The organism is Bradyrhizobium sp. HKCCYLS3077, assembly GCF_051167555.1.
Lineage (GTDB): Bacteria > Pseudomonadota > Alphaproteobacteria > Rhizobiales > Xanthobacteraceae > Bradyrhizobium.
In genome coordinates this window covers 834,323-859,962 of record NZ_JBNPTH010000003.1, presented here as the reverse complement: position 1 = coordinate 859,962, position 25,640 = coordinate 834,323, and the positions used below count along the sequence as shown (strand labels likewise).

Below are 25,640 nucleotides of genomic sequence, written 5' to 3'. Positions count from 1 at the left end.
CGACATCATCAGGTCTGCTCGATAAGAAACATGGACTGTGTTTCTTGTCGATGCCGGCTGAGATGTTGCTGCCGGCGCCCCGTGTGTAATGTCATTGCTGACGTTGGTTCATTGTGGAAAGTCCGGATCAGAGCTCCAGATTTCGCGCGACCTTGGAGCACTGGAGCAAATTGCATCCTTATGAATTCGCGCAGGACGTTCGCGAGAGCCGCTACGTCGAAGGCGACAGCGGCGGTCTCGCCGACCTGCTCACGCTCCTGTCGGCTCACAATGAATACGCGGTCGAAGATCTGATCGCTCTGGACGGCCGCGACTTCGTCGCGTCGGCGACGGCCGCGCTGCGCGGGCGCCTGCCTGGTCCAGCGCAATACCAGATCGCCGCCAGCGATCTTCACATGTGGCAGAAGCTCGACCTCCTCATCGAGCTCGATGCTGCGAACCGCAAGGACGGGCGCCGCATCCGGACCAACATCCGCCAGGTCGATCGCCTGCTGTGGCATCTGCATCGGCGCCTGACGGGGCTCGGCCTTGCCACAGCAGGGCGTCTGGCATTTGCCTTCTTCCGCTGGCGCGCGCGCCGTCTCGGGACCCGGCTCGCTCCGGACACGTCGCTGCGCCGGATGTTGCTGAGATCGCTGCGACAGCCACAGGGCAAGCCTTCACCCGCGCCGTCGCGCCGCCGTGTCGTGATCGCCAATCTCTATCCCGTCTGGCCCGTGATGCACGGCGGCCAGCGGCGCATCTTCTTCCTTGCGCGCGAGCTGTCGCGGACGTTCGACGTCGAGATCGTCACACCGCAGATCAGGGGGCGCGACCGCATCATCACCTTCAATCCGCACCTGCGGGAAATCCGGATCAAGACCGAGCCCGGCTACGACCGGCAACTCGACGCGATCGAGCAGACAGTCGAGATGGCCTCCGATGCGGCCTATGCGCTGCATTGGGCCAAGTGCCGCAACTACCAGGCCGCGTTGGCCGCACGCCTCGCCGGCGCCGACCTGTGCGTCAGCTCGCACCCCTATTCCATTCATGCGCTGCTGGACGCCCGCTGCGCGCAGCCGATTCCGCTGATCTATGACGCCCACAACGTGGAAGTCCGCCTGAAGGCGCCGTTGCTGGAGCAGCACCCCGCTCTGCTGGACGCCGTCCGCGCTGTGGAGACCACGGCCGTTGACGAGGCCGATCTCATCGTGTGCTGCTCGCCAGACGACATTCAGGGGCTGCGCGACGACTACGATGTCGAGCGTGTCCCGCTTCATCTGGTGGCCAACGGCGTCGACGCGCGCGGCGTCCCCACATTGACCGCCGAGGCGCGCCGGCGCATTCGTCACGCCTTGCACGACACGCGTACGGGGCGGCTGGCCATCTTCGCGGGCTCCTATCATTATCCGAACTTCGAAGCGGCCGACCGCATCCTGGCGCTGGCTGCCCGGATGCCCGAGATCACCTTCCTTTTTGTCGGATCGGTCTGCGGCTATCAGGCGTTGAAGCGATCCCATGCCGTCAACGTGATCCGTCTCGGCGAGGTCGACGAGAGCACCAAATGGCTTGCCTTCCAGGTCAGCGACATCGCGCTCAACCCGATCGAGAGCGGCTCGGGCTCGAACATCAAGACCTTCGAATATGCCGCCGGCGGGCTGGCGGTGCTGTCGACCCGGTTCGGCGCGCGCGGCGTGCCGCCGGAGCTGCGCGATCAGTTCATTCTATGTGAGCCCGCCGAATTCGGGCGGCGCCTTGCGGAGCTCGCACTGCGCGATGACGAGACGTTGCGGCGGATCGGGGCGGCGACGCGCGCGGCCGCGCTCGCCTGCGCGGATTGGGCCGTCATCGGCCAGCGCTACCGCGAACATGTCAGCGCTTTGCTCGACCGGTACGACGCTCCGGTGATTTCCGTCGCATGACAGCCACTGTCCTGATCGTCGAGCCGCACCTGCAAGGCAGCTTCGGTCATCCCTGGCGCTATGCGATCGCGCTGACCCGCCGCCTGGAACGTCTTGGATGGTCCGCCCGTATCCTGGCGAACGCCGCCTATCGCGGCCCGTCACGAATCGAGGGCGCGGAGGTCATCCCGACATTTGCGCGGTCCTACTACGAACGGCGAGACAGCTCTGCCGCGCGAGCGGCCACCGACCGGATGTTCGAGACCAGCACCTTCTCTCCTTTCGCGAGCGCGGTGCTCGAGGCCATCGACATCGAGGCCGCCCGGTCGGATGCGCTGCGCGTGCTGGTGCCGACAGCCACCGTCGCGATGCTTGCCGAGTTGCTGGCGCTGCCGCTGTTTCTCGCCGCCCCGCCGCGCATGGCGCTCATGTTTCACGAGAAGCCGGAGCTTTACACGTCGTGGTACCGGCCGCTCGACGTCGGCGCCTTGCGCTGGCGCGTGCAGGGCAGCGGATGGGCCGATCGGATCGGCTGTTTCGCAACCAACCGCCGTTTGGCAGCAAGACTGCAGGACCTGCTCGGCGTGGCCGTCGACGGCATCGGCGATGTCTTCGACGACGACGAGATCGCGCGCCTGACGGGTTCATCAACTACAATGTATGAGACGCCGCTTCCACCGCAGGAACGAGCGCTCCTGGACAGCCTGACCGCATTCCGGCGCGACGGAGGACGCTTGGCCTGGTGCCCCGGAAGGATGCGGTCCGACAAGGGCGCAGCTCTGCTTCCTACCATCATTGGAGCGCTAGCCGACGCAAACCCGCGCTATCGGCTGCTGCTGCAGCGGCCGGACATCGGTGACGGAGCACGGCCGCAAATCGATGCTGTCTCGACCCATCCCGGTACGCTGGTTCATCCTGACGATCTTTCGGACGAGGCCTATGGCGCGCTGCTTCGGCTCGCCGATGTGATCCTGCTGCCTTACGATCCTGATGCCTATGGCTGGCGGGTGAGCCGGGTGTTCCTTGAAGCGGCCTTGGCGGGAAAGCCGGTGCTCGCCGCCTCCGGCATGTCCGCCGAGCAGGAGCACTCGAACGGCGCCGCGCTCTTCCTGACCGACTGGCGCGGCTGGCCCGACATGGCCGCCGCATTGATCGCGCGCCCGCGCAGCGGTGAGGAGATCTTGGCTGCCGATGCCGTGAGGCAATGGCATCGGATGACCGCCTGGCTCACCGATACCAGCGAGCACACAGTGCGGCCTCGCCTGCCTGTTCTCCATGTCAGTTCGGTCAAGACTGCGAGCGGCCCGGACTCAGTTCGGGAGCAGCGCCTCAGATTGCTCGCCGCGCGGGGATTCGCCGTGGCCGAACTGCTGGTGTCGCAGCGCGAGTTCCGGCGCTCCGCGATCCGCGAGATGGTCGAGCAGCGTGGCGCATCCAGCGCGGCGCTGCTTGGCGCTTGCCCGCAGCCGCGCTGGATCCGGAAGCTGCTGCGGTTGCTGGAGCCGGTCAGCCGGATCATCGGCGGCCCCGGTGCAGCCCCTCTGCCCGCCGTCATCGAGACCGTCCGCCTGCGCCGCGGCTTCTCCTTCGTTCTCCTGAATGAGCCCGATCACGCGCGGGACATCGCCGCGGTGCTGGCCGACGTGCCGCAATGGATCGGGGCGCGCGGGCCAGCCCAATGCGATGACCGCGCCATTGCAGCGGATGTGGAGGCCGCCATCGCGCGTCTGGCGCCGACCTCCGATCCGTCGCCTCGTCCTATGAATCAGGAAAGGCTTCGGTAGAGCTCGGCGACGCGATCCGCGCTGGCTTGCCAGCTGAAGGAGCGGGCACGGAGAAGCCGCTGCTCGCGCAGCAAGGGATCGGCATGGGCGTCACCATTTGCCGCCTCGTCGAGGACGTGCGTCCACCCCTCCACATCCAGCGCCGCGGCGCGCCGGCCGAGACCGGCGGTGATCTCGTCCATCGCCGTATCGCTGCTATGAGCGACAGCCGTCCCGCACGCCAGAGCCTCCACCACCGGCATGCCGAAGCCCTCATAGATGGACGGCATGATCAGCAGCCGGGCGCCCTCGTAAAGCGAGCGCAGTTCGCGGCTGGTCACTGCGCCGAGAAACCGGAGGTGGCCGGAGGCCCTCAACCGCTCGGTGGCCGCTGGCAGCGCGAGATCGCCCCACCCTGTCATGCCCACGACGACCATCGGGCATCGGGCTCGGGTTGGCGCCGGCAGGCGGCTGAAGGCGTCCACCAGCGTGCGGAGATTCTTGCGCGGCTCGAGCGTGCCGACCACCAGCACATAGCTGCCGAAACGCAAGTCCCGCGCGGCGAGATGCGTGGTGCAGGCCGCCTCGCCCAACGGCCTGAAGATCGCTGCCGCCGCAGGCGGGGCGACGACGATCTTGTTGCCGGCGATCCCCAGGATTGCCTCGATCTCTCGCTTCGAGAACTCGGAAACGGTCTGGACCGCTGGCGCCCGCGCCGCCACATCGGCCAGTCCGCGGAGCAGCCTGACCCGGTCCGCGGGATGGAATTCCGGATATCTGACCACGGATAGATCGTGAATGACGGGGACGACCGGCACCGACAAACTTACCGGCGGCATGAAGTTGAAGGCGTGGAACAGATCGAGCCGCGCAGGAAGCGCCGCGTTTCGAAAACGCCGGCGCCGCAACGCGCGATAGGCTGCGCGGAGCGGTGAAAACCGCGCCAGACGATGGCGCAGGGCAGCCTCGATCCGCACGGTTGCGGGCCGCGGCGTCGAGGCGATCCCGTCGGCATCGCCTACCAGCTCATCGAGCCCCTGCAAATCGAGAGCGGACCAGCGCCCGCCCCCCAGCGCCGCGAATTTTGGCGGCAGATCGCGGGCCAGCAATGCGCGCACCATGTGGATCGTATAATTGACGACCCCGGTGCGCGGCCCTCTGATCAGGCCGGCTTCGACGCCGATCACGAGCGATGCGCCGCCTTGCGCCCTCATAGCGCGGCCATCGCGACACGGCGTCGCCGCCGCGCCAGCGCGTCGGCGTAGACCGCTTCGATGCGGGACTGAAACACCGACTGATCGAACTCCGCGAAGGCCCGCTGTCGCCCGCCGGCCGCAAGGCGCGCGGCAAAGTCGGGATCAGCAAGCAGGCGCGCGATCGCCTTGGCGAGCGCGGGCGCATCACCGGGCGGCACCGTCAGTCCTTCAAGTCCATGACGCACGACGCGCGGCACGGCGGTTCGCAGCGCCGTGTTGATGACCGGACGTCCTGCGGCCATCGCCTCGATCTGCACAAGTCCGAAGGCCTCGGCGTCCGTGACCGACGGGACGACGACGACGGCGGCGGCGTGCATGTGCGCCTTGACGTCGTCGCGGTCGGCGCCGCCGCGAAACTCGACACGCTCGGCGATCCCGAGTTGCTGGGCCAGCCGTGACAGCGGCTGCCGAAGCACGCCGTCGCCGATCACGACGACATCGGTATCGACATGCTTTGCTGCGTGAAGCAGCACGTCGAACCCCTTGTAGCCGACGAGCCGCCCGACGGCGACGACCAGACGCGGCTTCCGGCGGCGGAGCTCGGCGACCCGTTGCGCCATTGGTCCGTCCAGCGTCCCCCAGTAGCGAACATCGCATCCCAGCGGCACGGTCGTGCATTTGTCACGGAAGCAGGCGAGAGCCTTGCTCTCCAGCATCGTATCGTCGGTCACGACGATGCGGTCGGCCCTTGTCAACGCACGCCGGATCAAGGGCGCGACGCCGCGCTTCAGCCATTCCCGACCAACGATATCGGCATGCCAATGGATGACGAGCGCGACGTGTTCGGGCAGCCCGAGCAACGCCAGATCCGTCAGCGGAAACGGCGCGTGATGAGCGACGACATCTGCATCCCACGCGAGGCGCGCCATCGCGAACGGGTAGGTCGGGGCCAGCGGCACGGACGACAGCGTGCCGAGCGATGCGACCCGTTGAACCCTCGTCGTCCCGCGCTGATCGCGACCGCCCCACCCAAACGACCGTGGCGCGACCACCGCGGATGACATCGCGGCGGATGCGGTGATCGTCTCGATAACATGCGGAATCCCGCCGAACATATCGGGGACAAAGACCTTGTAAGCGTGCAGCACCTTGATGCGGCCCGGCGGAGCGCCGGCCATGCTGACTGTCACGCCGGCGTATCCGGAAATGGTCTCCGCACGGGATCCCAATGATCCACGCGGGGTTCAAATCGGTGTCTGAAATCTAGCAACGCGCGCGAGTCCAATATACACGTCAATGTGCATATAGGGAGGTAGCGCGTTTGAGTTGACGCGGCAATGCGACGTTTCAGCCGGGTTTTCGCCGCGAGCCGCCCAAAATTCGACTCAACGTGGCGGTGGGCCGTTCACTCTCCCCTCAATAGGAAGGCGCGAGGGGCGAAATGCCCGCCCTCGTGCCTTGATCGGGCCATTGGTCAAACCGCGCCAGAAGGGGTCCCTCGCTACGCCGGCTCCAGCACCATCAGGCCGGTCGCCGTGTTCGAGATCGGGATGTGGTAGTTCGCATGCTCCTTGCGCACCTTCTCCGGCAAGGCGCCGCGCGCGACCATCCAGTTCAGCAGCTCGACGCCCTGCGTGCCCGACAGCTCGACCAGCTCCGTGGTCGAGTACTTGGTCGCCCAGGCGGGGTCGTCGACCATGCTGGCCATGAACTTCTCGTCGAAATCCTTGTTGATGAAGCCGGCGCGCTCGCCGTCGAGCTGATGCGACAGACCGCCGGTGCCCATCACCACGACGCGCTCGTCCTTCGGCCAGGATTCGATGGCCCGCGCCAAGGCCTGGCCGAGCTTGTAGCAGCGCGCGGCCGAGGGCAGCGGCGCCTGCACGGTGTTGACGACGACCGGCACCACGCGGACCGGCCATTTCTGGTCCGGCCAGCACAGCGCCATCGGCAAGGTGAAGGCGTGGTCGACGACCATCTCCTGGCAGGTGGTGAGGTCGAAATCCTCCTTCACCAGATGCTCGATCAGGTGCCACGACAACTCGCTGTCGCCCTTGAACGGCGCGGTCTGCGGAATGCCCCAGCCCTCGTCGGCATTGCTGTAGCTGTCGCAGGCGCCGATCGCGAAGGTCGGCATCTTGTCGAGGAAGAAGTTGAGGCCGTGATCGTTGTAGACGAGCACGACGACGTCCGGCTTCACCTTGGCGAGCCAGTCGCGGACATGCGGGAAGCCGTCGAAGAACGGCTTCCAATACGGATCCTGCTGCAGCCCCTTGGCGATGGCGCCGCCGATGGCCGGGACGTGCGAGGTGGTGATGCTGCCGACAATCTTTGCCATGATGATTACCCCCGTGCCGCCAGAAGCTTGGCCTTGAACTGCTCTTTGGTCAGTCCGGTCTGCTGGGCGCCGATATCCTGCATGTCCAACCCGAAGATGCCGGCGAATTTGGCGAGGTAATAGGCGTTGCCGCCGGCCTCGATCAGCGCCAGCACATTGCGGCTCTTGATCGCGGCGCGCTGCTGGTCGTTGAGGGCATATTTCGTGCAATAGCCGTCCTCGTCGGCGACGAAGGCCTTGCGGTTGGCGGCGTCGTTGAACGAGTAGCACATCTTGTTGAGGGCGTAGCCTTTGCGGGCCTGCTCGCCGTCGAAGATGGTGGTGCCGGGCACGGGCTGCCGGGCCGATGTGGCGGACATTGAAACCTCCCCTGAAAGCGTTCTGGGCCGCCGCGTTTGATCTGGATCAAGCGCGGCGTGATCCGTGCCCGCCAGTATCGCTGCGAAACGCATCCGATAAAGGCAGCCCGCCTGATCTGATCCATGAGCCAATTCGATCATTTGGACCTCGACGGCCATCTGCTGCAGCTGCTGCTCGCCGTTATCGAGGAGGGCTCGGTGACGCGCGCCGCGCAGCGGCTCGGCGTGACGCAATCCGCCGTCAGCCATCTCCTCGACAAATTGCGGGCCATCACCGGCGATCCGCTGTTCGTCAAGTCCGGCCGCGGCATCGTGCCGACGGCGCATGCGCAACTGCTGGCGTTGCGCGCCCGCGCCCTGCTCGACGATCTCCGCGGCTTCTCGCATGCCGCCGCGTTCGAGCCGGCCAAGATCTCCGCGCAAGTGACGATCGCCGCCAATGACCTGCAGCGCGACCTGCTGCTGCCCTCGCTGCTGCGCTACGCCCGCGCGCAGGCGCCGGGCCTGAGCCTGCGCGTGATCCCGTCGGGCGCGCCGACGCCGGAGATGCTGCGTGAGGAGCATTGCCAGCTCATCATCACGCCGCGCCCGCCCGAGGGCAGCGACATCCTGCAGAAGCGGCTGTTCGAGGACAGCTACCGCGTGTTCTACGATGCAAGCCAGCGCGAGCCGCCGCGGAGCCTGGAGGACTATCTCGCCAGCGATCACGTCACCGTCGTCTACGAGCCACGTCGCCGGCTTGATATCGACGAGGTCCTGGCCGAGCGCGGCCTCGTCAGGCGGTTCGTCGCACAAGTGCCGGGCTTCGGCGGCATCGGCCCGTTCCTGCGCGGCAGCCGCATGATCGCGACCCTGCCGGGCCTGCTGCGCGCCTACATGCTGCGAGGGCTCGCCGTGGCGCCAGTGCCGGTCCCCTGCCCGCCCATGCCGATGTACATGGTCTGGCACCTGCGCCACCATGATGACCCGATGCACCGCTGGCTGCGCCAGCAGCTCGAGATCGTGGTGGCGCCGAGCCTCGCCGCCGCAGCGGAGCACATGCCGGTGACGGCATAGTCCGCCTGGGGATCACTCACTCCGGCGTATGACAGACCGCCTCGACATTGTTGCCGTCGGGATCGCGTACGAAGGCGCCGTAATAGGTCGCGTGATAATGCGGCCGCAGTCCCGGCGCGCCATTGTCACGGCCGCCTGCCGCGATCGCCGCCTGGTAGAATGCATCGACGGTGGCGCGATCCTTGGCCTGGAACGCGACATGCGTGGAGGTCGCCGCCTTGCCGCCGGTGCCGATCCAGAAGTCCGGGCGACCGTCACCGAAGCCGGCGTGATCGCCGTGGCCTCCGGTCTGCGCGTCGGTGATCTCCATCATCAGGACGTAGCCAAGCGGCGCGAGCGCCGCTGCATAAAAGGCCTTGGCGCGAGCGAAGTCGGAGACGGGAAAGCCGACGTGGTCGAGCATGACGATCCTTTCTGGTCGAGGACAATTGACGTCCGCAGAGCGTGCGGACGCCACGTCATGCACGCGGCGCGCTCAGATGGCAAGCAGCCGCCGCGCCGTGTCGAGGCCGCTCGCCAGCGCCGCCTCGACGGTGCCCATGTCGCGCCCGCGATACAGCGCTTCGCCGGAGATCAGCAGCGGGCCGTCCGCGCGCGACAATGCGTCCTGCGCCTGATGCGAGGCGAGCGTCGCATAGGAATAGGCGCCGCGCGCGAACGGATCCTTGGACCAATCCACGGCACGCGCCGCGATCAGCTCTTGCCGCAGCGCGCTCGCCGGCCGCGCGAAGATCGAGGCGAGCGCCGATAGGCCGCATGCGATCAGCTCCGGCTCGGTCATGGCCGCGAACGCGTGGGTCGGCGGGCCGGCGAGCCAGCCGGTCAGCACCGCGTGCTCGCTCGGATGCTGCGTCCACCACACCGGCAACTCGGCATCGGACAATACGAACAGCATATCCGAGAGATCTTCCGTACGGCTTCCGCGCCACCAGCAACTTTCGAAGCGCAGCAGCAGCTTGATCACGTTGCCGAAGCCGATGGCGTCGGCCGCGGCCTGCGGAGCGCGCATGCCCGGCGGCAGTACAATGGTCTGCAGCAGCGGCAATGGCACCGTCAGGATGACGCGATCGCCGTGCTCGACTCGCCCGTCGGCGCAGCGGATGACGACGCCCTCCTCTGCCGTCTCGACAGCGCTGACAACCGCGCCGAACTGGAATGCGACGCCAAGACGTCGGCACTCCACCACGAGGAAATCGACCAACGATGCATAACCGCCGACGATGCGGCCCTGCGCCCCGCGCTCGCCGCCCATCCATTCGTCGCGCAGCGCGAACACGCTGGCGCGGCCGGGATCGGCGGCGTCATAGCCCTGAACCGTCCTGAGCACGGATTGGCGCAGCGCCGCGAAGTCCTCGCCGGCGAAATGGCGATCGAGCAGCGCCGTCACCGTCATGTCCTGGTCGAGCTGCCGCGCGACATCGTACAGCCGCCGCATCTGCCGGTCGGCGGGATCGTCAGGCGAGAACGCGCCGTTCCTCACATGCCAGCGCGCGCCGTCGACCGGCACCGACCTCAGCCCCGCCTCGGCCATCAGCGCGTGCGTGACCGGCGCATCGCCGTGAATGAACTCGGCGCCGGCGTCGGCGCGATAGCCGAACTCGCTCTCCGGCAAGGGATGAATGCGGCCGCCGCAGCGCTCGCGCGCCTCCAGCAGCGTGACCTTACGGCCGGCGCGCGCGAGCTCGCGCGCGGCCATCAGGCCGGCTGCGCCGGCGCCGACGATGATGATGTGGTCGCGGCGCTGCTCAGCCATGGCTGGCCTGCGCCGGCAGATCAGCGCCGTTGGCGAGCTTGTAGCGCAGCCATAGAGCGCCACCCTCCAGCGCCGTCGTGCTTTCGAGCGTCATGGCCGTCAAAGGCGCGCGCTGGTCGGACTCGTCCTCCGGGGAATCGAACACCATCGGCGCGCCCTTCGCGCCGTCGATCGCCGGGCACAGCACGAGGTTGAGCTCATCGATCAGCCCTGCCCGCAGGAACGTGCCGTTGACATGGCCGCCGCCTTCGAGCAGCAGGCGCTTCACGCCGAACTCGCGCGCGAGGATGTCGAGTACGCGCGGCAGATCCAGCTTGGTCTCACCCGCGAAGATATAGGACACGCCCTCGCTGCGCAGACCCGCGAGATGGGCATCCGAGACGGCTTCCGTCAGCACGACGACGATCGGATCGCCGCCAATGTCGGAGCGGCCCCAGCAGATCTTGCCGTGGCCATCGAGCACGACGCCATAGACCTTGGCATCGCGCCGGCTGATCCAATGCTCGCGCGGAAAGCGCTCGGTGGTCGTTGCCGGATAAGACTTGCCCTTGGCGAACTCCTGGCCGGTGACGCGGCCGATCAGCCAGGCATCGCCGCCGAGCTTGTCATGCACCTGCTCGAACAGGTCGCCCGAGCCCTTCGGGCGCCAGCGGCTCGGCCATGTCCGGCCGTCGACGCTCGAGGCCATCAGGCAGATCACGTCCGGTTTCATGCATCCTCCTTGTTGCCGCGGCGGGCTCATCGAATATGGTTCCCGCAGCGCTGTCGTCAACGAAGCGGCCCCGGTTTCGTTCGATGCCGGCCCTCTCCACGCACGCCGACTGTTTACCCCGGATGTCCCTGCGCTAAAATCGGCTGCAATGGAGCAGGTCATGTCAGGCGCGCCGCGCCCATCAACTGCGAAGCGTGCGCGCGCGATGGCGCTGCTGGCTGCGGCGCTTGTCGGGCTTGCGCTCTGCGCGGCCGGCATCTGGCGCCTGGAGACGGAGCGCGCCGGCCTCACCATCACGCAAGGCCAGGTCGACACCACGCCCATCACCATCTATCGGCGCGGTGACGCGGTCTCCGCACCGGTGGTGGTCATCGCCCATGGCTTCGCGGGCTCGCGCCAGTTCATGGAGGCCTATGCACTGACGCTCGCGCACGCGGGTTATCTTGCCGTCTCATTCGACTTCGAGGGCCATGGCCGCAATCCCGAGCCGATGTCGGGCGATGTCACGCGTATCGACGGCACAACGCGGAAACTGATGAGCGAGATCGGGCGCGTCACCGACGCGGCGCTGGCGCTTCCGGGCGCCGATGGCCGCGTGGCCCTGCTCGGCCATTCCATGGCGTCCGACATCATCGTACGCCAGGCGCTGGCCGATCCGCGCATCGGCGCGACGGTGGCGATCTCGATGTTCTCACAGGCCGTCACCGCGAACGCGCCGCGCGACCTGTTGATCATCACGGGGGAATGGGAGTCGGCGCTGCGCCGCGATGCGCTGCGCAATCTGAGGCTCGCCGATGCCGCCGCGGATGAAGGCCAGACCGTGGGCGATCCCGCTCAAGGCGGCGGCCGTCGCGCCGTCGTGGCGCCTGACGTCGAGCATGTGAGCGTCTTGTATTCGGCGACGGCGCTGCGCGAGGCACGCAGGTGGCTCGACCAGGCGTTCGGCCGCAGCAGCAGCGGCCCGGTCGCCGCGACCGGCGGCGCCATCGTGCTGCTGCTTGCGGGCATCGTGCTCTTGGCCTGGCCTCTGGCCCAGTTGCTGCCGCAACGCGCTGCGCCGCCGCCTGCGATCCCTTTGCGCCAGTTGCTGATCGCCACGCTGGTGCCCGCAATGGTGACACCGGTCGCGCTGCGCTTCGTCGACACAAGCTTCCTGCCGGTGCTGGTCGCCGACTACATCGCGGTGCATCTCCTGGTCTATGGCGGGCTGTCGCTGGCGCTGCTGCGTCTGCAGGGCGTTCGCTTCGGCCGCGTCGCCTGGCTCGCGGCGCTCGCGCTGGCGACCTACGGAATCCTCGGCTTCGGCGGCGCGCTCGACCGTTACGTCGCCTCCTTCATGCCGATCCCGGCGCGCCTGCCGATCATCGCCGCGATCGCCGTGGGCGCCGTTCCCTACATGCTGGCCGACAGCATCGCCAATCAGGGCGGCCACGCCGCGCTCTGGCGCACGCTGTTCATCCGTGCCGCCTTCCTGGCGTCGCTCGGCGGCGCCGTGGCGCTCGATGTCAGGCGGCTGTTCTTCCTGCTGATCATCATCCCCGTGATCGTGCTGTTCTTCATCGTGTTCGGCCTGATCGGCGGCAGCGTCGGCCGCAGGACCAATTCGCCGGTCGCCGAAGGCATCGGCCTCGGCCTGATCCTGGCATGGTCGCTCGGCGTGTCGTTTCCGATGTTCGTGGCGGGATAGCGGGTGACTACGCCGGTAACCGAGCGAGGCAAGACGATGCAGGCGGCCTCAAATCAGAACCAGCACGAGCCGCCGGGGCGCGCCTGACGAGATCGGCATCGTCACGCTGTCGAAGGGTCGAACATCGCCCCGCGCCGCCCGCCGGTTGCGCGCCTGGATTATCGCGGCCCGCCGCTGAAGATAGGCCGCAACCCGCATGTCGAGCCAAACACGGGCGTGCAGGACGAGCAGCGTCAATTCGCTTGTCATTGAAAAATCTCTCTTGATAGCTGTCAGCAAGGCAAGCTGGCGTGCCGCCCGCAACCGAGCGGCACGAGAATGGATCTGTGTGAATTCGAGCGACCGGTCCGTGACGATACGATGCGGGCCGGCCGCGCGATGTCAGTTCACGCCATGCGCGGCCTTGATGATGTCGGCGGCGCGCTCGCCGATCACGACGCAGGGCGCCATCGTATTGCCGCTGGTGATCTCAGGCATGATCGACGCATCGGCGATGCGCAGCCTGTCGACACCGTAGACCTTCAGCTTGCCATCGACGACGGACATCGCGTCGTGTCCCATCTTGGCCGTGCACGACTGGTGCCAATAGGTGACGGCGGCGTTGCGCACGAAGCTCTCCATGGCGGCCGCATCGCGCTTGCCAGGAATGGCTTCGTGCTTGACGAGCCGGTTGAAGGCGGGGTCGCCGCCCAATGCGCGGCACAGCTCGATGTTGGCGTAGGCCGCAGCGAGATCATCCGGATGCGACAGCGTGTTGGCCGCGATGCGGACCGGGTCGTCCGGTCCCGGCCCCGACAGATGCAGCGTGCCGCGGCTCTTCGGATGCGCCAGCCCCGCGAACATCGTCCACCCATGCTCCGGAACGTCCGGCCCCATGATCTCGGCACTGACGACCGGAAACTCGACCTGGCAGTGAAACATGTCGGGGCGATCGAGACGCGCGTCGCTCGTCCAATAGAGTGTCGCTTCCGAACCGCCGTAACCGACGGCCTGCGGCTCGCGATATTCGAAGACGCAGGCGAAGGCGATATGATCCTGGTGATTGCGGCCGACGCCCGGCAGATGCTGGATTACCGGAATGCCGTGACGGCGGAGTTCGTCCTCCGGGCCGATGCCGGACTGCATCAGAACCTTTGGCGTATTGATGGCGCCGAGCGAGAGCACGACCTCGCGGCCGGCCATGAACCGGCATTGCTGCGAATCCCGCATCGCTTCCACGCCGACGACGGAGCGGCCGTCGAAGATCAGCCGTGTGACCATCGTCTCCGTCAGCACCGTGAGATTGGACTGGCCGAGCCGCGGATACACGTAGGACCGGTAGATCGACGAACGCCGCCCGTCCTTGACGATCAGGTCGTTGATCGCAGCTCCGCCGCGCCCTTCCATCATGGCGCCGTTCGGACTGTCGAATGCCGGCAGCCCCAGGGATTGTGCGGCCTCGATCATCGTCCGCGCAATCGGCTGCGGGTGGGCCGCGGGACCGACGTGCACCGGCCCGCCAGTGCCGCGGCGCCGCGGGTCCGGGGTGCCCTGCCAGTTTTCGATGCGGCGATAGATCTCCAGCACCGACTCATAGCCCCACGCCGCATCCTGCGCCTCCGCGGCAAAGCGCTCCCAATCGTTGCGGTGTCCGCGAGCCCAGACCATCACGTTGATGCTCGAGCCGCCGCCCAGCACCTTGCCCATGTTGAGCGGAATGGCCCGACCGTTCAGATGCGGATTGGGTTCAGCCCTGAAGTCCCAATCGCGCGCCGAGCCGAGGTTCAGCGGCCACTGCGCCGGGCTCATGACTTCGGGAACATCGTCGCTGCCGCCCGCTTCGAGCAGGAGCACGCGCACCGCCGGATCTTCCGCCAGCCGCGCGGCCACCACGGACCCCGACGATCCGGCGCCACAGACGATGAAGTCATAGTGCCCTGTGCTGATTTCGGGTGCTCGCAGGCTGGTCCGCTGCGGATCGTCGTCACGGGTCACGGTCGTCATCATTGGCTCTCTCTCCGTTTGAAGTGGACACAACACATCCACAACGTGCAGACGCAGGCGGATCATACCGACAATAGGTAATATGATGCCGCAACGCGAATAGAAAATATCAAATCTATCGATTTTATCAATATCACTAAATATGATTGTTTCGTGATCACGCAGGCGCGCTTGCGCTTGAACCAAACCGGCCCATGTGGTGAACGCGGGTGCGGCGGTTCAGCGGAAGCTGCGAACCATGCTGCCAGCCGATACGGTGCGGTCGATGGATAAGGACGTTCTGACGACATCCGAGGCGGCGAAGCTGCTCGGGATTTCGGTGCGCACGGCGCAATTGCTGATCGAGGGCGGCACGCTCACCTCCTGGAAGACTCCGGGAGGACACCGCCGGGTCTACCGGACCGAAGTCCAAGCGCTGATCGCTCGCACCAAGCCGGCGCCTGTCCTGGACTCCACGCTCGTCATCGTCGTGTGCTCCGCGGACCGGCGAGCGGCTTACGAAACGGCGCTGGCGGACGTGCCGGAATGCACCGTCGCGATCCACCAGGATGCTCACACCGCGGCCTTCGTCATCGGCTCGCGACAGCCAGCCGCGGTGATCGTCGACCTGACCGACGCCGATCCGGACCGGCTGGCGTTCCTGAAGCATATCGACATGAATCCGGCGTTCGGCTCGATCGCCCTGTTTGCCGTCGCAGGAGCCGAGGCCGCGGCGAGCGGCGATCTCTCAAGCTTGCGGCGCGTGACCGTGACGCCGCGAGACCAACTGCCGGCTGCGTTGCAAAGCCTGCTACAGGACCGGGACGCGCCGCGGGACATCGTCGTGGACGGCGCGCCGTTTCCGCTCGCCGCGAATGAGGGCCGGCGCCTTGCAGCACTGAAGCGCTCGGGTCTGGTCGATACTGCGCCTGAGGACGCCTTCGACCGCCTGACCTGGCTCGCGAGCCGCAGCCTCAAGGCCCCTGTCGCGCTGCTGACGATTCTGACCAACAGCCGCCAATGGTTCAAGTCGCGGGTCGGGCTGCAGATGACCGAGACGCCGCGAAGCTGGTCGTTCTGCAATCACACCATTCTGCAGAAGGGCGTCTTTGCCGTGGACGACCTCGCGGGCAAAGCTCCGTTCGATACCAACCCGGCCGTCGCCGGCGAACCGCATTTTCGCTTCTACGCCGGCGCGCCCGTCACCGACCCCGACGGCTTTGCCGTCGGAGCGCTGTGCGTCATCGACTACGAACCGCGCACGCTCGACGCCGATCAGGAAAAGACGCTGCTCGCGCTGGCGAAGCTGGCATCCGACGAGATCCGGCTGCGCGCTACCGAGCGCCAATTGCGCTGGGCCTTGGACTCGCTCGACAGGCAGCATGAACGATCTTGACGGCAGGCGGAGCGGGAGCAGCCATGGCGAAACACAAGATCTACACGATGAGCTTTGCGAGCGTGTACCCGCTCTACGTCGCGAAGGGCGAGAAGAAGGGACGCAGCAAGGCCGAGGTGGACCAGATCATCTGCTGGCTGACCGGCTATGACCAGACGGCGCTCGAGGCCCAGCTGAATCAAAAGACCGATTTCGAGACCTTCTTCGCGCAGGCGCCCGCGATGAATCCGGCGCGGTCGGAGATCAAGGGCGTGATCTGCGGTGTCCGCGTCGAGGACATCGAGGAGCCGACGATGCGCGAGATTCGCTATCTCGACAAGCTGATCGATGAGCTGGCGCGCGGCAAGGCGATGGACAAGATCCTGCGCAGATCCTGATCGCGCTCAGTCCTGCTCTCAGTCCTGGTCCTGCCCCGCCTCGGGCCGCAGCATGAAATGGCCGAATGCCGTGGCGTGCGGCTTGGTGGCGTCGTCCTGCCAGGCGCGGGCTTCGAAGGCGACGACGCGGCGGCCCTGCTTCACGATCGAGGCCGACGCGATGCTGTCGAGCGCGCGGCCTGACCGGAGATAGTTGACGGTCAGTCCGATCGGCTTCGGCGGCGCGGCCACGCCGAGCTCGCGCATGACGGTGACGATCGCCGCGGTCTCCAGGAACGCCCCGGTCATGCCGCCGTGGATCGCGGGCAGCACGGGATTGCCGATGATCCGGTGCGAGAACGGCATGATCGCCGTGCCGTCATCGGCGACTCGAATGCCGAGGCACCGCGCGAACGGGCTGTTCGCGAACCGCCCCGTGGGATCATCGGGCGCATCGAGCGGCGGCGGTTCGCCGCCGAAGGCCGGACGGTCCGTCAGCATGTTGGTGCGGTTGGCGCCGATCATGAAGCAGGCCGTGGCGGTCGCCACCGGCGCGCTCTCCTCCTCCTGATAGGCGGTGGCGCGCACGAAGGCGATCGAGCGCGTGACGCGGTAGCATACGGCATGCGCCTTGATGTCGAGGCCGGGCGTCGCCGGCTTCTGATAGTCGATGCGCAGGTCGAGCGTCGCGATCGCACGGCTGCCGTCGAGCGCAAGCTGCACCGCCATGCCGCAGCTCTCATCCAGCATCGCGGTGACGACGCCGCCATGGATCACGCCGGTGTCACTGTCGCCGACGAACACCGGGCGATAGGGCAAGGTCGACCACGCCTCGCCGGGCGCGAAGCGGTCCATTCTCAAGCCGCTGATGTGACCATAGACCGAGCGGCGGTGCCTGATGGCCTCGGCGAGGTCGTCGAAAGCCGGCGGCGCGGCGGAAATCGATGTGTCGGACATGGCCCGAGACTTAGCGCATCGCCGTCACAGGCGCGACGTCTTTTGCCCGAATGCAAGGCTTGCGGCGAACCATCCGCCTCGCGCTTCGCCCGGCATCCACGCATTGCGGACACGCTCGCAAAATCCGAACGGCACGCCTTCGACCGGACCGCCAGTGTCGCGCCGCGTGTCCATCTCATCACTGCACGCGAGATTCCGGAAAACTACGTGGATGAAATGTTACGACAGCACGGCGCGCTTAGAACATTGGAAACCTTAATACGGTCATAATTGCCGCAATCGAATCCCTGGAGACGTGTCGATGCGCAAGACTGTGAAGACGCCGGATGCTCCGCCGAGCAGCGGCACAACCTCTCTACGAATTGTCCTGAGCCTTGCGCTCGCAGCGAGCGCCGGCGTGATGTGGTGGAGCAGCGGCGGGGCCAACAGCTTGTCCTTTGCCGGCATCGGGTCATCATCGCTGGAGACTCGCGTCGCCGCGTTGACATCCGAGATCACCCAGCTCAAGGCCGAGACCGCGCAGCTGCGCGACCGCCAGAACGACACCTCCGGCGAGCTGCTGCAGCTCCGGGCCAGCCTGTCGACCGCCGAGACCGGCCTCGCGACGCTGCGGACCACCGCCGACGACAGCGAGATCCGCCGTCGCGAAACCGCTGACAAGATCGAGCAGGATCTCGCGCTGCTGAAGCGCCAGGCCATCCGCCTGCGCTCCGCGCAGGAAGACGTCACGACCGAGCTCAGTGGAATGCGCACCGCCGCCGCGAACACCGACATGGCCATCGAGCAGTTGCGGACCAGCACCGGCGAGATGCGCAAGCAACTGACGCGGATCGAGACCGCGCGTGAAGCCACCAGCTCGATCTCGCGCAGCCGTCCTCACCGCGTCAAGCGCGTGGCGCGCGCGCCGGAGACTCAGTCGGAGCCGCAGCCTTTCGTGATGCAGTGGCCCGGCGTCATCCCGGGCGGCCGCAACTGATTTGACTTGAACGTTGGCCTGACCGCAGCCCGCGGTCAGGCACAGGCCCGGCTGGTCACCACCAGCCCGGCTGCATCGGCCGATAATAGGTCGGAGCCTGGCCGCGGCGACGCTGCGGCGCGACGGGCTGACCATCCCAGCCGCGCTGGACCGGCTGGCCATCCCAGCTGCGCTGGAAGAAGTTCCCGAACCCGTCATCATATGGATCGCCGCTGGCGACGACGTCGACATTGGTCGTCGGCTTGCGCGTGATGAAGCCGCCCTGCGGCTGATTGCTCAGCACGGCAACGAACTCGGTGCGATAATTGGTCTCGCTCGACAGCGGCTCGTCGGAGACGATGATCGAGGAACGCGGCACCGCCGTCGGTGCGATGCGGTCGAGCACATCCTTCGGGATCGTGATGCGGTCGAGCGCGTCCTTGGCGTCGTCGCCGTCGTCGATCGTCACCGCCGTCCAGCGCAGGCCCGCGCCGTTCTGCGCCACGGCCGTGAAGATATGCGTGCCGAGCGGGCGGTCGGGATCGCGGATCGTGACCGGCGACTCGATCGAGGTGTCGAACACCTCGCCACCGCCGTCACGCGCCGGCTTGTGCGTGTTCCGCCGCACATACAGCATCTGGGTCGAGCGGCTGATATAGACCGAGACCGGCTCGGTCGCGAGGCTGGCATCGGTCGCCGCCTTGCTCGTATCGGCCTTCCTCGCCGCGGCCGCCTTGGCGGCGTCCTTCGTCGTCGTGACGGCGGCGAGCTTGGCGGAAGCCTCCGCCTTGGCGGCGTCGAGCTGCGCGGCCGCGTCGGCAGCCTTCGCCGCCGCCTTCTGCTGCGCCTCCTCGGCCGCTGGCTTCGCCTGATCGGTCTTCACCGCGGCGAGCTTCCTGTCGGCCATCTTGAGCTCGGCATCGGCACGCGCCTTCGCCTGCTCCAGCTTGCGCAAATTCGACTTCACCGACTTCGCCTCGCGCTCGGCGGCGGCCGCAGCGGCTTTCGCCTCGTCGGCGGCCTTCGTCGCCTCCTCGGCCTCGCGGTTCAGCGTGCTCGCACGCGACGGCGCGGCGGCGAGTGCGTCGGGCTTCGGCACGAACAGCGCGGGATGCGAGAACTCGACCGGCGCCGCGTCGCCTGGGGCGATGATCACGCGCATGCCGATATAGGTGCGGTCGAACAGCTTCTCAGCAAACCCATAGGGCATGCGCACACAGCCATGCGAGGCGGCATAGCCCGGCAGCGGCCCGCCATGCAGTGCGACGCCGTTCCAGGTGATGCGCTGCATGTTCGGCATCCAGGCATCGTCATAGAGCGTCGAGTGGTGGTCCTTGTCCTTCTCCAGCACGGCGAACACGCCAGCCGGCGTCTCGCGGCCGGACACGCCGGTCGACACCGGCGCGCGCCAGATCCAGCCTTCCGAATCGTAGAACGTGACCTTCTGCGTCTTGATCGAGACGATCGCCATGATCGGATCGCCATGCGCGCGCGGCGCGGTCGCCTCGGTCACCGGCGCGGGCTTCGCCTGCCGGGCATGCGCCACGGGGCTGGTCAGTCCTAGCGCCAGGGCCGCCAGAAGCACGAGAGCCGGTCCGGGTGGGTGCATCGCTGCAAGGTTCTGAGCCGCCGAGGATCGTGTCACCATGCCCTATTCCCGATTCGCCATTGCCGTTCCGCCCGCGCGAGCGACGCAGGGTATATACGCTCGATCATGTCTTGGGGTGAAGTGAGGCGGACAACCGCCTCAATCGGCCTCACTTGCCGCATTTGCGTCAGGTGCCTGCACACATCCGCTGACGTGCTTGCCCCCCTCGGCCGCTGTGATCACCCCAACACTGAAGACACCGCATCCAACACCCCACCGGTTGCCCGTCACTTAACGCGAAAGGGCGCGGCGAGGTCCGCGGGCTTCGCACGGGCGGAACAACCGTCATGCGACAAGATGAACGAAATTTTCCGGGAGCGCTTGAATGCGCTGTTCCGCGTGCCCACCCTCCATCGCGCAGGCGAGCTCCGCACCATTCGGGCCCGCTTTTTCTCACCCGGCCCGAAGGGAGGAGAGCCGATGCCCGACCCGCGCGATTTTCACACACCGCAATCGTCCTACACCAAGGAGGACCTGCTCCAGTCCGGCGAGGGCGGCTATTTCGGCCCGGGCAACGCGCAGTTGCCGGCGCCGCCCATGCTGATGATGGACAGGATCACGGCGCTCAGCATGGACGGCGGCCGATATGGCAAGGGACGTGTGGTGGCCGAGTTGGACATCACGCCGAAGCTGTGGTTCTTCGACTGCCTGTTCCGTGGCGATCCGGTGATGCCGGGCGGCCTCGGCCTCGACGCGATGTGGCAGATGGTCGGCTACTGGCTCGGCTGGTCGGGTTCGCCGGGCAAAGGCCGCGCCACCGGCGTCGGCGAGGTCAGCTTCCGCGGCCAGATCACACCGGACGTGAGCTGCGTGCGCTACGAGGTCGACATGCGCCAGGTCAGGCGTGGCCGGCTGGTGCTCGGCATCGCCGACGGCCGCGTGCTGGCCGACGGCAGGTGCGTCTTCGAGGCAGCCGACATGAGGGTCGCACTGGTCGGCGCGGCGGGTTGAGACTTCAACAGTTCCGCTTAACGACCATTTTTATCGAGACGACATGAGCAAAGAATTCATCCTGATTGCCGGCCCCATGGTGCGCGCGTCGAGCTGGCAGCCAACGGCCGAACACCTGCGGAAATTAGGTTACTCGCTGCAAGTGCCAGATATTCTCGCGCATCATGCAACGCCACCGGCCTGGAGCGCTTGGCCACGGCTTCTGCTCGATCACATCGCGCCAACCGACGCCTCCATTCTCGTCGGCCACAGTTCAGCGAGTGCGCTCGTCGCCAGTCTTGCGACCAAGCTCCCAGTCCGCGGCATCATCATTGTCGATGGCGACATTCCGCCGGACGGAGGCCGCGCATGGCCGGTCCGCCCCGCACTGCATGAGTTCGTGCGCCGCATTGCTGCAGCGGACGGAATTCTTCCAATCTGGTCGCGGTGGTTCGTTCAGGACCCGCAGCGGGCCACGCTCATCGGCTTGGACCAGCTGTCCCAGAATCCGATCGCGTTAGCGCAATTCGAGGATGGCCTTCCCGCTATGACGCTGAGCTGGTTCGAAGAGGACATGGACCTGATGCCGTGGCGCCATATCCCCGTTGGCTACCTCCAAACTTCGCCGATCTATGAGCATGCTAGTGCAGAGGCGCTCCGCCTGCGTTGGCCAGTCGAGAAGCTGAACGGAACACACCTTCATCCCACATTGTGCCCAGCCGAGACGGCGAGTGCCCTTATAGCGATCGCGCGCCAACTCGAGCCGAACGCAAGCCGGACTCAACCTAAAGCACCTTCTCGAAAAACAAATCCGGATACGGATCGTCGTTGAAGCGGTCGATCTCGGTCCAGCCGGTCTTGCGGTAGAGCTGCTGGGCTTCGCCGAGCGCGCTGTTGGTGTCGAGCCGGAGCGTCGTGATCGACAGGTGTCGCGCGGCGGTCTCGGCGGCGTCCATCAGGCGCCGGCCGAGGCCCAGGCCGCGCGCTGCAGGAGCGACCCAGAGCCGCTTGATCTCGGCGATCTCCAGCCCCGAGCCCTTCAGGCCGACGCAGCCGAGCGGTAGCCCGTCCGACAGCGCAATAAAGAACGCGCCGCGCGGGGCCAACATATCCAGCGCGTCGGGATCGCGCGACAGCTTGACGTCGAAACCGCGGGCGAAGCGGCGCGACAGCTCGGCGTAATACTCGGTCAGGCAGTAGCGCGCCGGTTCGCTGCGCGGATCGACCTCGTCGATGCCGATGCGGTCGCGGCCGAGCGCGGCGGCGACCATGTCCATGGCCGCGAGCAGCTCCTCGCGCCGGCTGGAGCGCCCCAGCATCGATTGAGCCTGCGCATTGGAGAGCGTCTCATAGGCGTCGAACTCGCGACGGCCGGCGGCGGTGAGTTTTGCGATGCGGCGGCGCGCATCGTCCGGATGCGGCCTGGTGATCACCAGCCCCTCCTCCTCGAGACCGCGCAGCAGCCTGCTCATCAGACCGGAATCCAGGGCGAGGTAGTCGCGCAGCTCGGCGACATCGTTGCGGCCATGACCGACCGCGTTGAGGACGCGCGCCGCGCCGAGCGGCCGCCCACGCCCCAGGAACGAGGTGTCGAGCGCGCCGACCTCCGAGGTGACAGCGCGGTTGAAGCGGCGGACGCGGGCGATCGGATCGAGCATAATATCTGACTTAAGTCAGACATCTCTAAATGTCAATCGGACTGGCACGCGCCCACGTACAAAACAAAAAAGGCGGTCCAGACACCCCGCCGAAGCCGGGTGCCGGACCGCCAGGTTTTCCCCGGGAGGAACTCAGATCAGTTCAAAAGCTTCGCGACGTTGTCCTTGGTCACGAGATCGAGGCCGGTGTAGATCACCTCCGGCACCTTCTCGCCCTTCTTGATCGCGAGCAGCGTGTCCATCGACTTCTCGCCCATCTCGAACGGACGCTGGCCGGTGAGCGCGTTGGAATAGCCGTCGCGCAGCAGCTCGAGCTGCATCTTCAAGGTATCGGCGACAACCAGCGTCAGCTTGCCGGCATCGATGTCCTTCTTGTTCTTGTTGACGAAGGCCTTGTAGCCCTCGGGCGCGAACATCGGCCAGCCGCCGATCGGCACGATGGCGCCGAGGTCAGGGGTCGCGGTGCGGAGGTCAGCCATCTGCTGGACGGCCAGCGCTGGATCGTCGTTGCAGAAGGTCGGCGAGCCCGCCACTTCCGTCCACTTCGAGCCCTTCAGCGCCTCGCGCACGCCATCGACGCGCTCGGCGAGATTCTTGGCACCGGGACCGCCGGACACCACGGCGTACTTGCCACCATCAGGCCGGAGCTCGCGCAGCTGCTTGCCGAGCGCGAGGCCGAAGTCTTTGTTGTTGGTGCCGATGTAAGCGAGGCGCTTGGAGCCGGGCGCATCCGCGTCGAAGGTGATGACAGGGATGCCGGCCGCCGTCGCCGCGTCGATCGACTTGGTCATCGCCGCGACGTCGGCCACCGAGATCGCGAGGCCGTCGACCTTCTGGGTGATGAAGTCCTGGATGATCTGCGCCTGGGTGGCCGGCTCGTGCTCGACCGGGCCCTTGTAGATGCACTCGACATTGCCGAGCTCCTTGGCGCGCTTCAGGCAGCCGTCGCGCGCGACGTCGAAGAACGGGTTGTTCATCGCCTTCGGCACGATGGCGAAACGATACTTGGTCTCGGCCTGCGCCGGGCCCATCAGGATCGCGAGCGATGCGACCGCATACAGCAGCTTCTTCATGGCTTCCCTCCTCCATGTCTATCCTTGATGATTGTCTGCGCCGGGCGCGGATAGACTGAACAGTCACATCCCGGCCAGTATCCCGTCACAAGAGTCGCGCGCGGATGCGATCGACCAGCACGGCTGCGATGATGATCACGCCGACCAGGGTCTGCTGCCAGTAGGAGTTGACCTGCGCCAGCACGAGGCCGTTGCGGATGACCTCCAGCAGCACGCAGCCGACGATGGCACCGAGCGGACCGCCGATGCCGCCGGCGAGATTGGCGCCGCCGATCACCGCCGCCGCGATCACGTTGAGCTCGTAGGACGTCGCCATGTTGGCCGGCGCGGAGCCGAGCCAGCCGGAGATGATGATGCCCTGCAGGCCCGCTGCGAGCGCGCCGACCACATAGACCTCGATCTTGACGCGCGGCACCGAGACGCCGGTCAGCTCGGCCGCCTTCTCGTTGCCGCCGATCGCGAAGACGTGGCGGCCGAACGTCGTGTGGTGCAGCACCAGCGCCATCAGCAGCGCCAGCAGGATGAGATAGATGAACGGCGCGGGCACGCCGTACACGTCGCCTTGCGTCAGCGCATAGAAATAATCGGCATCCGGGCCGCCGGGAAAGCTGCCCTTGCCGTTGGAGATGACGTAGCCGAGGCCGCGCACGATCGAGAGCATGCCGAGCGTGGTCACGAACGGCGACAGCCCGAGCAGCGCGACGCAGACGCCGTTGACGAGGCCGACGATCAGCGACACGACGAGGCCCGCCAGCACCGAGACGATCAGGATCAGTCCCGGCACGTTCGCCACCACCGTCTTGCCGTCGGCGGCGAGATGCACGAACAGCGACGACAGCGGCATTCCCGGCGTCGACAGCGACGTCATCACCATGGAGGTGATCATCGCCGCAAAACACATCAGCGAGCCGACCGAGAGATCGATGCCGCCGGTGATGATGACGAAAGTGATGCCGAGCGTCGCGATCGCGATGAAGGAGAAGTTCTTGGCGACGTTCTGCAGGTTGCCCTGGGTCAGGAAATACGGGCTGGCGAAGCTCATGATGACGATCAGCGCGACCAGCGCCATCGTCACATAGGCCGTCTGCGACGCGAACACGCCGCGATGCCACCACCTGCTGGCACCGACATTGGTGAAGGTGACGTCGGGGCTCGTCGCGCTCGTTTCGGATGGAACGGACATCACGCGGCCTCCTTGGCGCCAGTGATCAGCGCGGTGACTTCCTCGGGGCTGGTCTCGGCGACCGGCTTGTCGGCCTTCTTTTCGCCGCGCCGCATGACGACGACGCGGTCGCACACCGCGAAGATGTCGGGCATGCGGTGCGAGATCAGGATCACGGCGATGCCCTGCTCCTTCAGGCGATGGATCAGGCTCAGCACCTGCTCGACCTGGCGCACCGAGATCGCCGCCGTCGGCTCGTCCATCATCACCAGCTTGGCATTGGACAGCCGCGTGCGCGCGATCGCCACCGCCTGGCGCTGGCCGCCCGACATGTCCTTGACGAGATCGTGCGGCCGCGTCTCCGAGCGCAGCTCGCGGAACAGTTCCAGCGCGCGCGCCTCCATGCCCTTGTGGTCGAGCAGCTTGAGCGGTCCGAAATTGCGCCTGAGCTCACGGCCGAGGAAGACGTTGGCGGCGGCGGTAAGATTGTTGGCGAGCGCGAGGTCCTGGTAGACGACCTCGATGCCGACGCTGCGCGAGTCCATCGGGCGATGGAAATGCACCTCGCGGCCGCAAAACTGGATCGCGCCCTGGCTCGGCGGAAAGTTGCCGGCGATGATGCGCACCAGGGTCGACTTGCCGGCGCCATTGTCGCCCATCAGGCCCACGACCTCGCCGGCGCCGATCGTCAGATCGACGCCGTGAAGTGCGCGGATGGCGCCGAACTGCTTGCCGATGCCCTTGAGCTCCAGCACCGGCTGTGCCGTGGGCGTCGCGCCCATGGCGGCCGTCTCGTTTG

24 protein-coding genes are annotated in these 25,640 nt (G+C 66.7%); 9 read left to right on the top strand and 15 right to left on the bottom strand.

Annotation, left to right across the window (positions count from 1 at the left end; genetic code table 11):
- The first annotated feature begins 170 nt into the window (after positions 1-170).
- Together ACQR0Z_RS15920 and ACQR0Z_RS15915 are read left to right on the top strand one after the other, a co-directional pair.
- A complete protein-coding gene (locus ACQR0Z_RS15920; RefSeq protein WP_434919246.1) occupies positions 171-1,901 on the top strand; it encodes a glycosyltransferase in 1,731 nt (576 codons plus the stop codon).
- Positions 1,817-3,664, top strand: a complete 1,848-nt coding sequence (locus ACQR0Z_RS15915; protein WP_434919245.1) for a glycosyltransferase — start codon at positions 1,817-1,819, stop codon at positions 3,662-3,664. The genes ACQR0Z_RS15920 and ACQR0Z_RS15915 overlap by 85 nt, the downstream gene beginning before the upstream one ends.
- Here the strand turns inward: ACQR0Z_RS15915 and ACQR0Z_RS15910 are convergent.
- From ACQR0Z_RS15910 to ACQR0Z_RS15895, 4 genes are all read right to left on the bottom strand, one after another.
- On the bottom strand, positions 3,646-4,830 hold the full coding sequence (locus ACQR0Z_RS15910; protein ID WP_434919244.1) for a glycosyltransferase family 4 protein: 1,185 nt from the start codon (positions 4,828-4,830) through the stop codon (positions 3,646-3,648). The two genes, ACQR0Z_RS15915 and ACQR0Z_RS15910, sit on opposite strands and share 19 nt — an antisense overlap.
- Before the next feature lie 23 nt (positions 4,831-4,853).
- Positions 4,854-6,029 (bottom strand): glycosyltransferase, encoded by a 1,176-nt coding sequence (locus tag ACQR0Z_RS15905; RefSeq protein WP_434919243.1) that lies wholly within the window; start codon positions 6,027-6,029, stop codon positions 4,854-4,856.
- A 311-nt stretch (positions 6,030-6,340) separates the two neighbouring features.
- A complete protein-coding gene (locus ACQR0Z_RS15900) occupies positions 6,341-7,177 on the bottom strand; it encodes a class III extradiol dioxygenase family protein (RefSeq protein ID WP_434919242.1) in 837 nt (278 codons plus the stop codon).
- Positions 7,178-7,182: 5 nt separating this feature from the next.
- A complete protein-coding gene (locus ACQR0Z_RS15895) occupies positions 7,183-7,536 on the bottom strand; it encodes a protocatechuate 4,5-dioxygenase subunit alpha (RefSeq protein WP_434919241.1) in 354 nt (117 codons plus the stop codon).
- Between the two features lie 123 nt (positions 7,537-7,659).
- On the opposite strand from ACQR0Z_RS15895, the gene ACQR0Z_RS15890 reads away from it, so the two are divergent.
- Positions 7,660-8,592, top strand: coding sequence for a LysR family transcriptional regulator (locus ACQR0Z_RS15890; protein WP_434919240.1), 933 nt, complete (start codon positions 7,660-7,662; stop codon positions 8,590-8,592).
- Between the two features lie 16 nt (positions 8,593-8,608).
- On the opposite strand, the gene ACQR0Z_RS15885 is transcribed toward ACQR0Z_RS15890, so the two are convergent.
- The 3 genes from ACQR0Z_RS15885 to ACQR0Z_RS15875 all read right to left on the bottom strand — a co-directional run bounded on the left by ACQR0Z_RS15885 (position 8,609) and on the right by ACQR0Z_RS15875 (position 11,057).
- Positions 8,609-8,995: a VOC family protein gene (locus ACQR0Z_RS15885; protein ID WP_434919239.1), complete on the bottom strand. Its 387-nt coding sequence runs from the start codon at positions 8,993-8,995 to the stop codon at positions 8,609-8,611.
- A gap of 72 nt (positions 8,996-9,067) precedes the next feature.
- On the bottom strand, positions 9,068-10,345 hold the full coding sequence (locus ACQR0Z_RS15880) for a flavin monoamine oxidase family protein (RefSeq protein WP_434919238.1): 1,278 nt from the start codon (positions 10,343-10,345) through the stop codon (positions 9,068-9,070).
- Positions 10,338-11,057 (bottom strand): RibD family protein, encoded by a 720-nt coding sequence (locus ACQR0Z_RS15875; RefSeq protein WP_434919237.1) that lies wholly within the window; start codon positions 11,055-11,057, stop codon positions 10,338-10,340. The genes ACQR0Z_RS15880 and ACQR0Z_RS15875 overlap by 8 nt, the downstream gene beginning before the upstream one ends.
- Before the next feature lie 160 nt (positions 11,058-11,217).
- Here ACQR0Z_RS15875 and ACQR0Z_RS15870 point away from each other — a divergent pair, with 160 nt between their 5' ends.
- Positions 11,218-12,744, top strand: coding sequence for a serine aminopeptidase domain-containing protein (locus ACQR0Z_RS15870; RefSeq protein ID WP_434919236.1), 1,527 nt, complete (start codon positions 11,218-11,220; stop codon positions 12,742-12,744).
- 48 nt (positions 12,745-12,792) lie between these two features.
- Here ACQR0Z_RS15870 and ACQR0Z_RS15865 read toward each other — a convergent pair whose 3' ends face one another.
- Positions 12,793-12,981: a hypothetical protein gene (locus ACQR0Z_RS15865; RefSeq protein ID WP_434919235.1), complete on the bottom strand. Its 189-nt coding sequence runs from the start codon at positions 12,979-12,981 to the stop codon at positions 12,793-12,795.
- Positions 12,982-13,125: 144 nt separating this feature from the next.
- Entirely contained in the window at positions 13,126-14,727 is a 1,602-nt protein-coding gene (locus ACQR0Z_RS15860) for a GMC family oxidoreductase (RefSeq protein WP_434919325.1), read from the bottom strand.
- A gap of 199 nt (positions 14,728-14,926) precedes the next feature.
- Between ACQR0Z_RS15860 and ACQR0Z_RS15855 the strand changes: the two genes are divergently transcribed.
- On the top strand, positions 14,927-16,102 hold the full coding sequence (locus ACQR0Z_RS15855) for an excisionase family DNA-binding protein (RefSeq protein ID WP_434919234.1): 1,176 nt from the start codon (positions 14,927-14,929) through the stop codon (positions 16,100-16,102).
- A gap of 23 nt (positions 16,103-16,125) precedes the next feature.
- Positions 16,126-16,479, top strand: a complete 354-nt coding sequence (locus ACQR0Z_RS15850; protein WP_434919233.1) for a DUF2200 domain-containing protein — start codon at positions 16,126-16,128, stop codon at positions 16,477-16,479.
- Between the two features lie 18 nt (positions 16,480-16,497).
- Here the strand turns inward: ACQR0Z_RS15850 and ACQR0Z_RS15845 are convergent, their stop codons facing one another.
- Entirely contained in the window at positions 16,498-17,415 is a 918-nt protein-coding gene (locus tag ACQR0Z_RS15845) for a PaaI family thioesterase (protein WP_434919232.1), read from the bottom strand.
- 301 nt (positions 17,416-17,716) lie between these two features.
- Here ACQR0Z_RS15845 and ACQR0Z_RS15840 point away from each other — a divergent pair, with 301 nt between their 5' ends.
- On the top strand, positions 17,717-18,391 hold the full coding sequence (locus ACQR0Z_RS15840; RefSeq protein ID WP_434919231.1) for a hypothetical protein: 675 nt from the start codon (positions 17,717-17,719) through the stop codon (positions 18,389-18,391).
- Between the two features lie 55 nt (positions 18,392-18,446).
- Here ACQR0Z_RS15840 and ACQR0Z_RS15835 read toward each other — a convergent pair whose 3' ends face one another.
- Entirely contained in the window at positions 18,447-20,018 is a 1,572-nt protein-coding gene (locus tag ACQR0Z_RS15835) for a L,D-transpeptidase (RefSeq protein WP_434919230.1), read from the bottom strand.
- 420 nt (positions 20,019-20,438) lie between these two features.
- Here ACQR0Z_RS15835 and fabA point away from each other — a divergent pair, with 420 nt between their 5' ends.
- Together fabA and ACQR0Z_RS15825 are read left to right on the top strand one after the other, a co-directional pair.
- A complete protein-coding gene (fabA, locus tag ACQR0Z_RS15830; RefSeq protein ID WP_434919229.1) occupies positions 20,439-20,969 on the top strand; it encodes a bifunctional 3-hydroxydecanoyl-ACP dehydratase/trans-2-decenoyl-ACP isomerase in 531 nt (176 codons plus the stop codon).
- A gap of 43 nt (positions 20,970-21,012) precedes the next feature.
- Positions 21,013-21,780, top strand: coding sequence for an alpha/beta hydrolase (locus ACQR0Z_RS15825; protein ID WP_434919228.1), 768 nt, complete (start codon positions 21,013-21,015; stop codon positions 21,778-21,780).
- Here the strand turns inward: ACQR0Z_RS15825 and ACQR0Z_RS15820 are convergent.
- The 4 genes from ACQR0Z_RS15820 to ACQR0Z_RS15805 form a co-directional block, all read right to left on the bottom strand.
- Positions 21,734-22,606 (bottom strand): bifunctional helix-turn-helix transcriptional regulator/GNAT family N-acetyltransferase, encoded by an 873-nt coding sequence (locus tag ACQR0Z_RS15820; RefSeq protein ID WP_434919227.1) that lies wholly within the window; start codon positions 22,604-22,606, stop codon positions 21,734-21,736. The genes ACQR0Z_RS15825 and ACQR0Z_RS15820 overlap by 47 nt on opposite strands.
- Before the next feature lie 137 nt (positions 22,607-22,743).
- Complete coding sequence (locus tag ACQR0Z_RS15815; RefSeq protein ID WP_434856674.1) at positions 22,744-23,679, bottom strand: sugar-binding protein; 936 nt, start codon at positions 23,677-23,679, stop codon at positions 22,744-22,746.
- 85 nt (positions 23,680-23,764) lie between these two features.
- Complete coding sequence (locus ACQR0Z_RS15810) at positions 23,765-24,862, bottom strand: ABC transporter permease (RefSeq protein ID WP_434856675.1); 1,098 nt, start codon at positions 24,860-24,862, stop codon at positions 23,765-23,767.
- Positions 24,862-25,623: an ATP-binding cassette domain-containing protein gene (locus tag ACQR0Z_RS15805; protein WP_434857234.1), complete on the bottom strand. Its 762-nt coding sequence runs from the start codon at positions 25,621-25,623 to the stop codon at positions 24,862-24,864. The genes ACQR0Z_RS15810 and ACQR0Z_RS15805 overlap by 1 nt, the downstream gene beginning before the upstream one ends.
- Positions 25,624-25,640: the final 17 nt, after the last annotated feature.

What these genes read in the sequence shown, in the direction of transcription:
- ACQR0Z_RS15900 (WP_434919242.1), bottom strand. Translation starts at nt 7,177, where the DNA reads ATGGCAAAGATTGTCGGCAGCATCACCACCTCGCACGTCCCGGCCATC.
- ACQR0Z_RS15895 (WP_434919241.1), bottom strand. Translation starts at nt 7,536, where the DNA reads ATGTCCGCCACATCGGCCCGGCAGCCCGTGCCCGGCACCACCATCTTC.
- ACQR0Z_RS15890 (WP_434919240.1), top strand. Translation starts at nt 7,660, where the DNA reads ATGAGCCAATTCGATCATTTGGACCTCGACGGCCATCTGCTGCAGCTG.
- ACQR0Z_RS15885 (WP_434919239.1), bottom strand. Translation starts at nt 8,995, where the DNA reads ATGCTCGACCACGTCGGCTTTCCCGTCTCCGACTTCGCTCGCGCCAAG.
- ACQR0Z_RS15880 (WP_434919238.1), bottom strand. Translation starts at nt 10,345, where the DNA reads ATGGCTGAGCAGCGCCGCGACCACATCATCATCGTCGGCGCCGGCGCA.
- ACQR0Z_RS15875 (WP_434919237.1), bottom strand. Translation starts at nt 11,057, where the DNA reads ATGAAACCGGACGTGATCTGCCTGATGGCCTCGAGCGTCGACGGCCGG.
- ACQR0Z_RS15870 (WP_434919236.1), top strand. Translation starts at nt 11,218, where the DNA reads ATGTCAGGCGCGCCGCGCCCATCAACTGCGAAGCGTGCGCGCGCGATG.
- ACQR0Z_RS15860 (WP_434919325.1), bottom strand. Translation starts at nt 14,727, where the DNA reads ATGACGACCGTGACCCGTGACGACGATCCGCAGCGGACCAGCCTGCGA.
- ACQR0Z_RS15850 (WP_434919233.1), top strand. Translation starts at nt 16,126, where the DNA reads ATGGCGAAACACAAGATCTACACGATGAGCTTTGCGAGCGTGTACCCG.
- ACQR0Z_RS15845 (WP_434919232.1), bottom strand. Translation starts at nt 17,415, where the DNA reads ATGTCCGACACATCGATTTCCGCCGCGCCGCCGGCTTTCGACGACCTC.
- ACQR0Z_RS15840 (WP_434919231.1), top strand. Translation starts at nt 17,717, where the DNA reads ATGCGCAAGACTGTGAAGACGCCGGATGCTCCGCCGAGCAGCGGCACA.
- ACQR0Z_RS15835 (WP_434919230.1), bottom strand. Translation starts at nt 20,018, where the DNA reads ATGGTGACACGATCCTCGGCGGCTCAGAACCTTGCAGCGATGCACCCA.
- fabA (WP_434919229.1), top strand. Translation starts at nt 20,439, where the DNA reads ATGCCCGACCCGCGCGATTTTCACACACCGCAATCGTCCTACACCAAG.
- ACQR0Z_RS15825 (WP_434919228.1), top strand. Translation starts at nt 21,013, where the DNA reads ATGAGCAAAGAATTCATCCTGATTGCCGGCCCCATGGTGCGCGCGTCG.
- ACQR0Z_RS15820 (WP_434919227.1), bottom strand. Translation starts at nt 22,606, where the DNA reads ATGCTCGATCCGATCGCCCGCGTCCGCCGCTTCAACCGCGCTGTCACC.
- ACQR0Z_RS15815 (WP_434856674.1), bottom strand. Translation starts at nt 23,679, where the DNA reads ATGAAGAAGCTGCTGTATGCGGTCGCATCGCTCGCGATCCTGATGGGC.
- ACQR0Z_RS15810 (WP_434856675.1), bottom strand. Translation starts at nt 24,862, where the DNA reads ATGTCCGTTCCATCCGAAACGAGCGCGACGAGCCCCGACGTCACCTTC.
- ACQR0Z_RS15805 (WP_434857234.1), bottom strand. Translation starts at nt 25,623, where the DNA reads ATGGGCGCGACGCCCACGGCACAGCCGGTGCTGGAGCTCAAGGGCATC.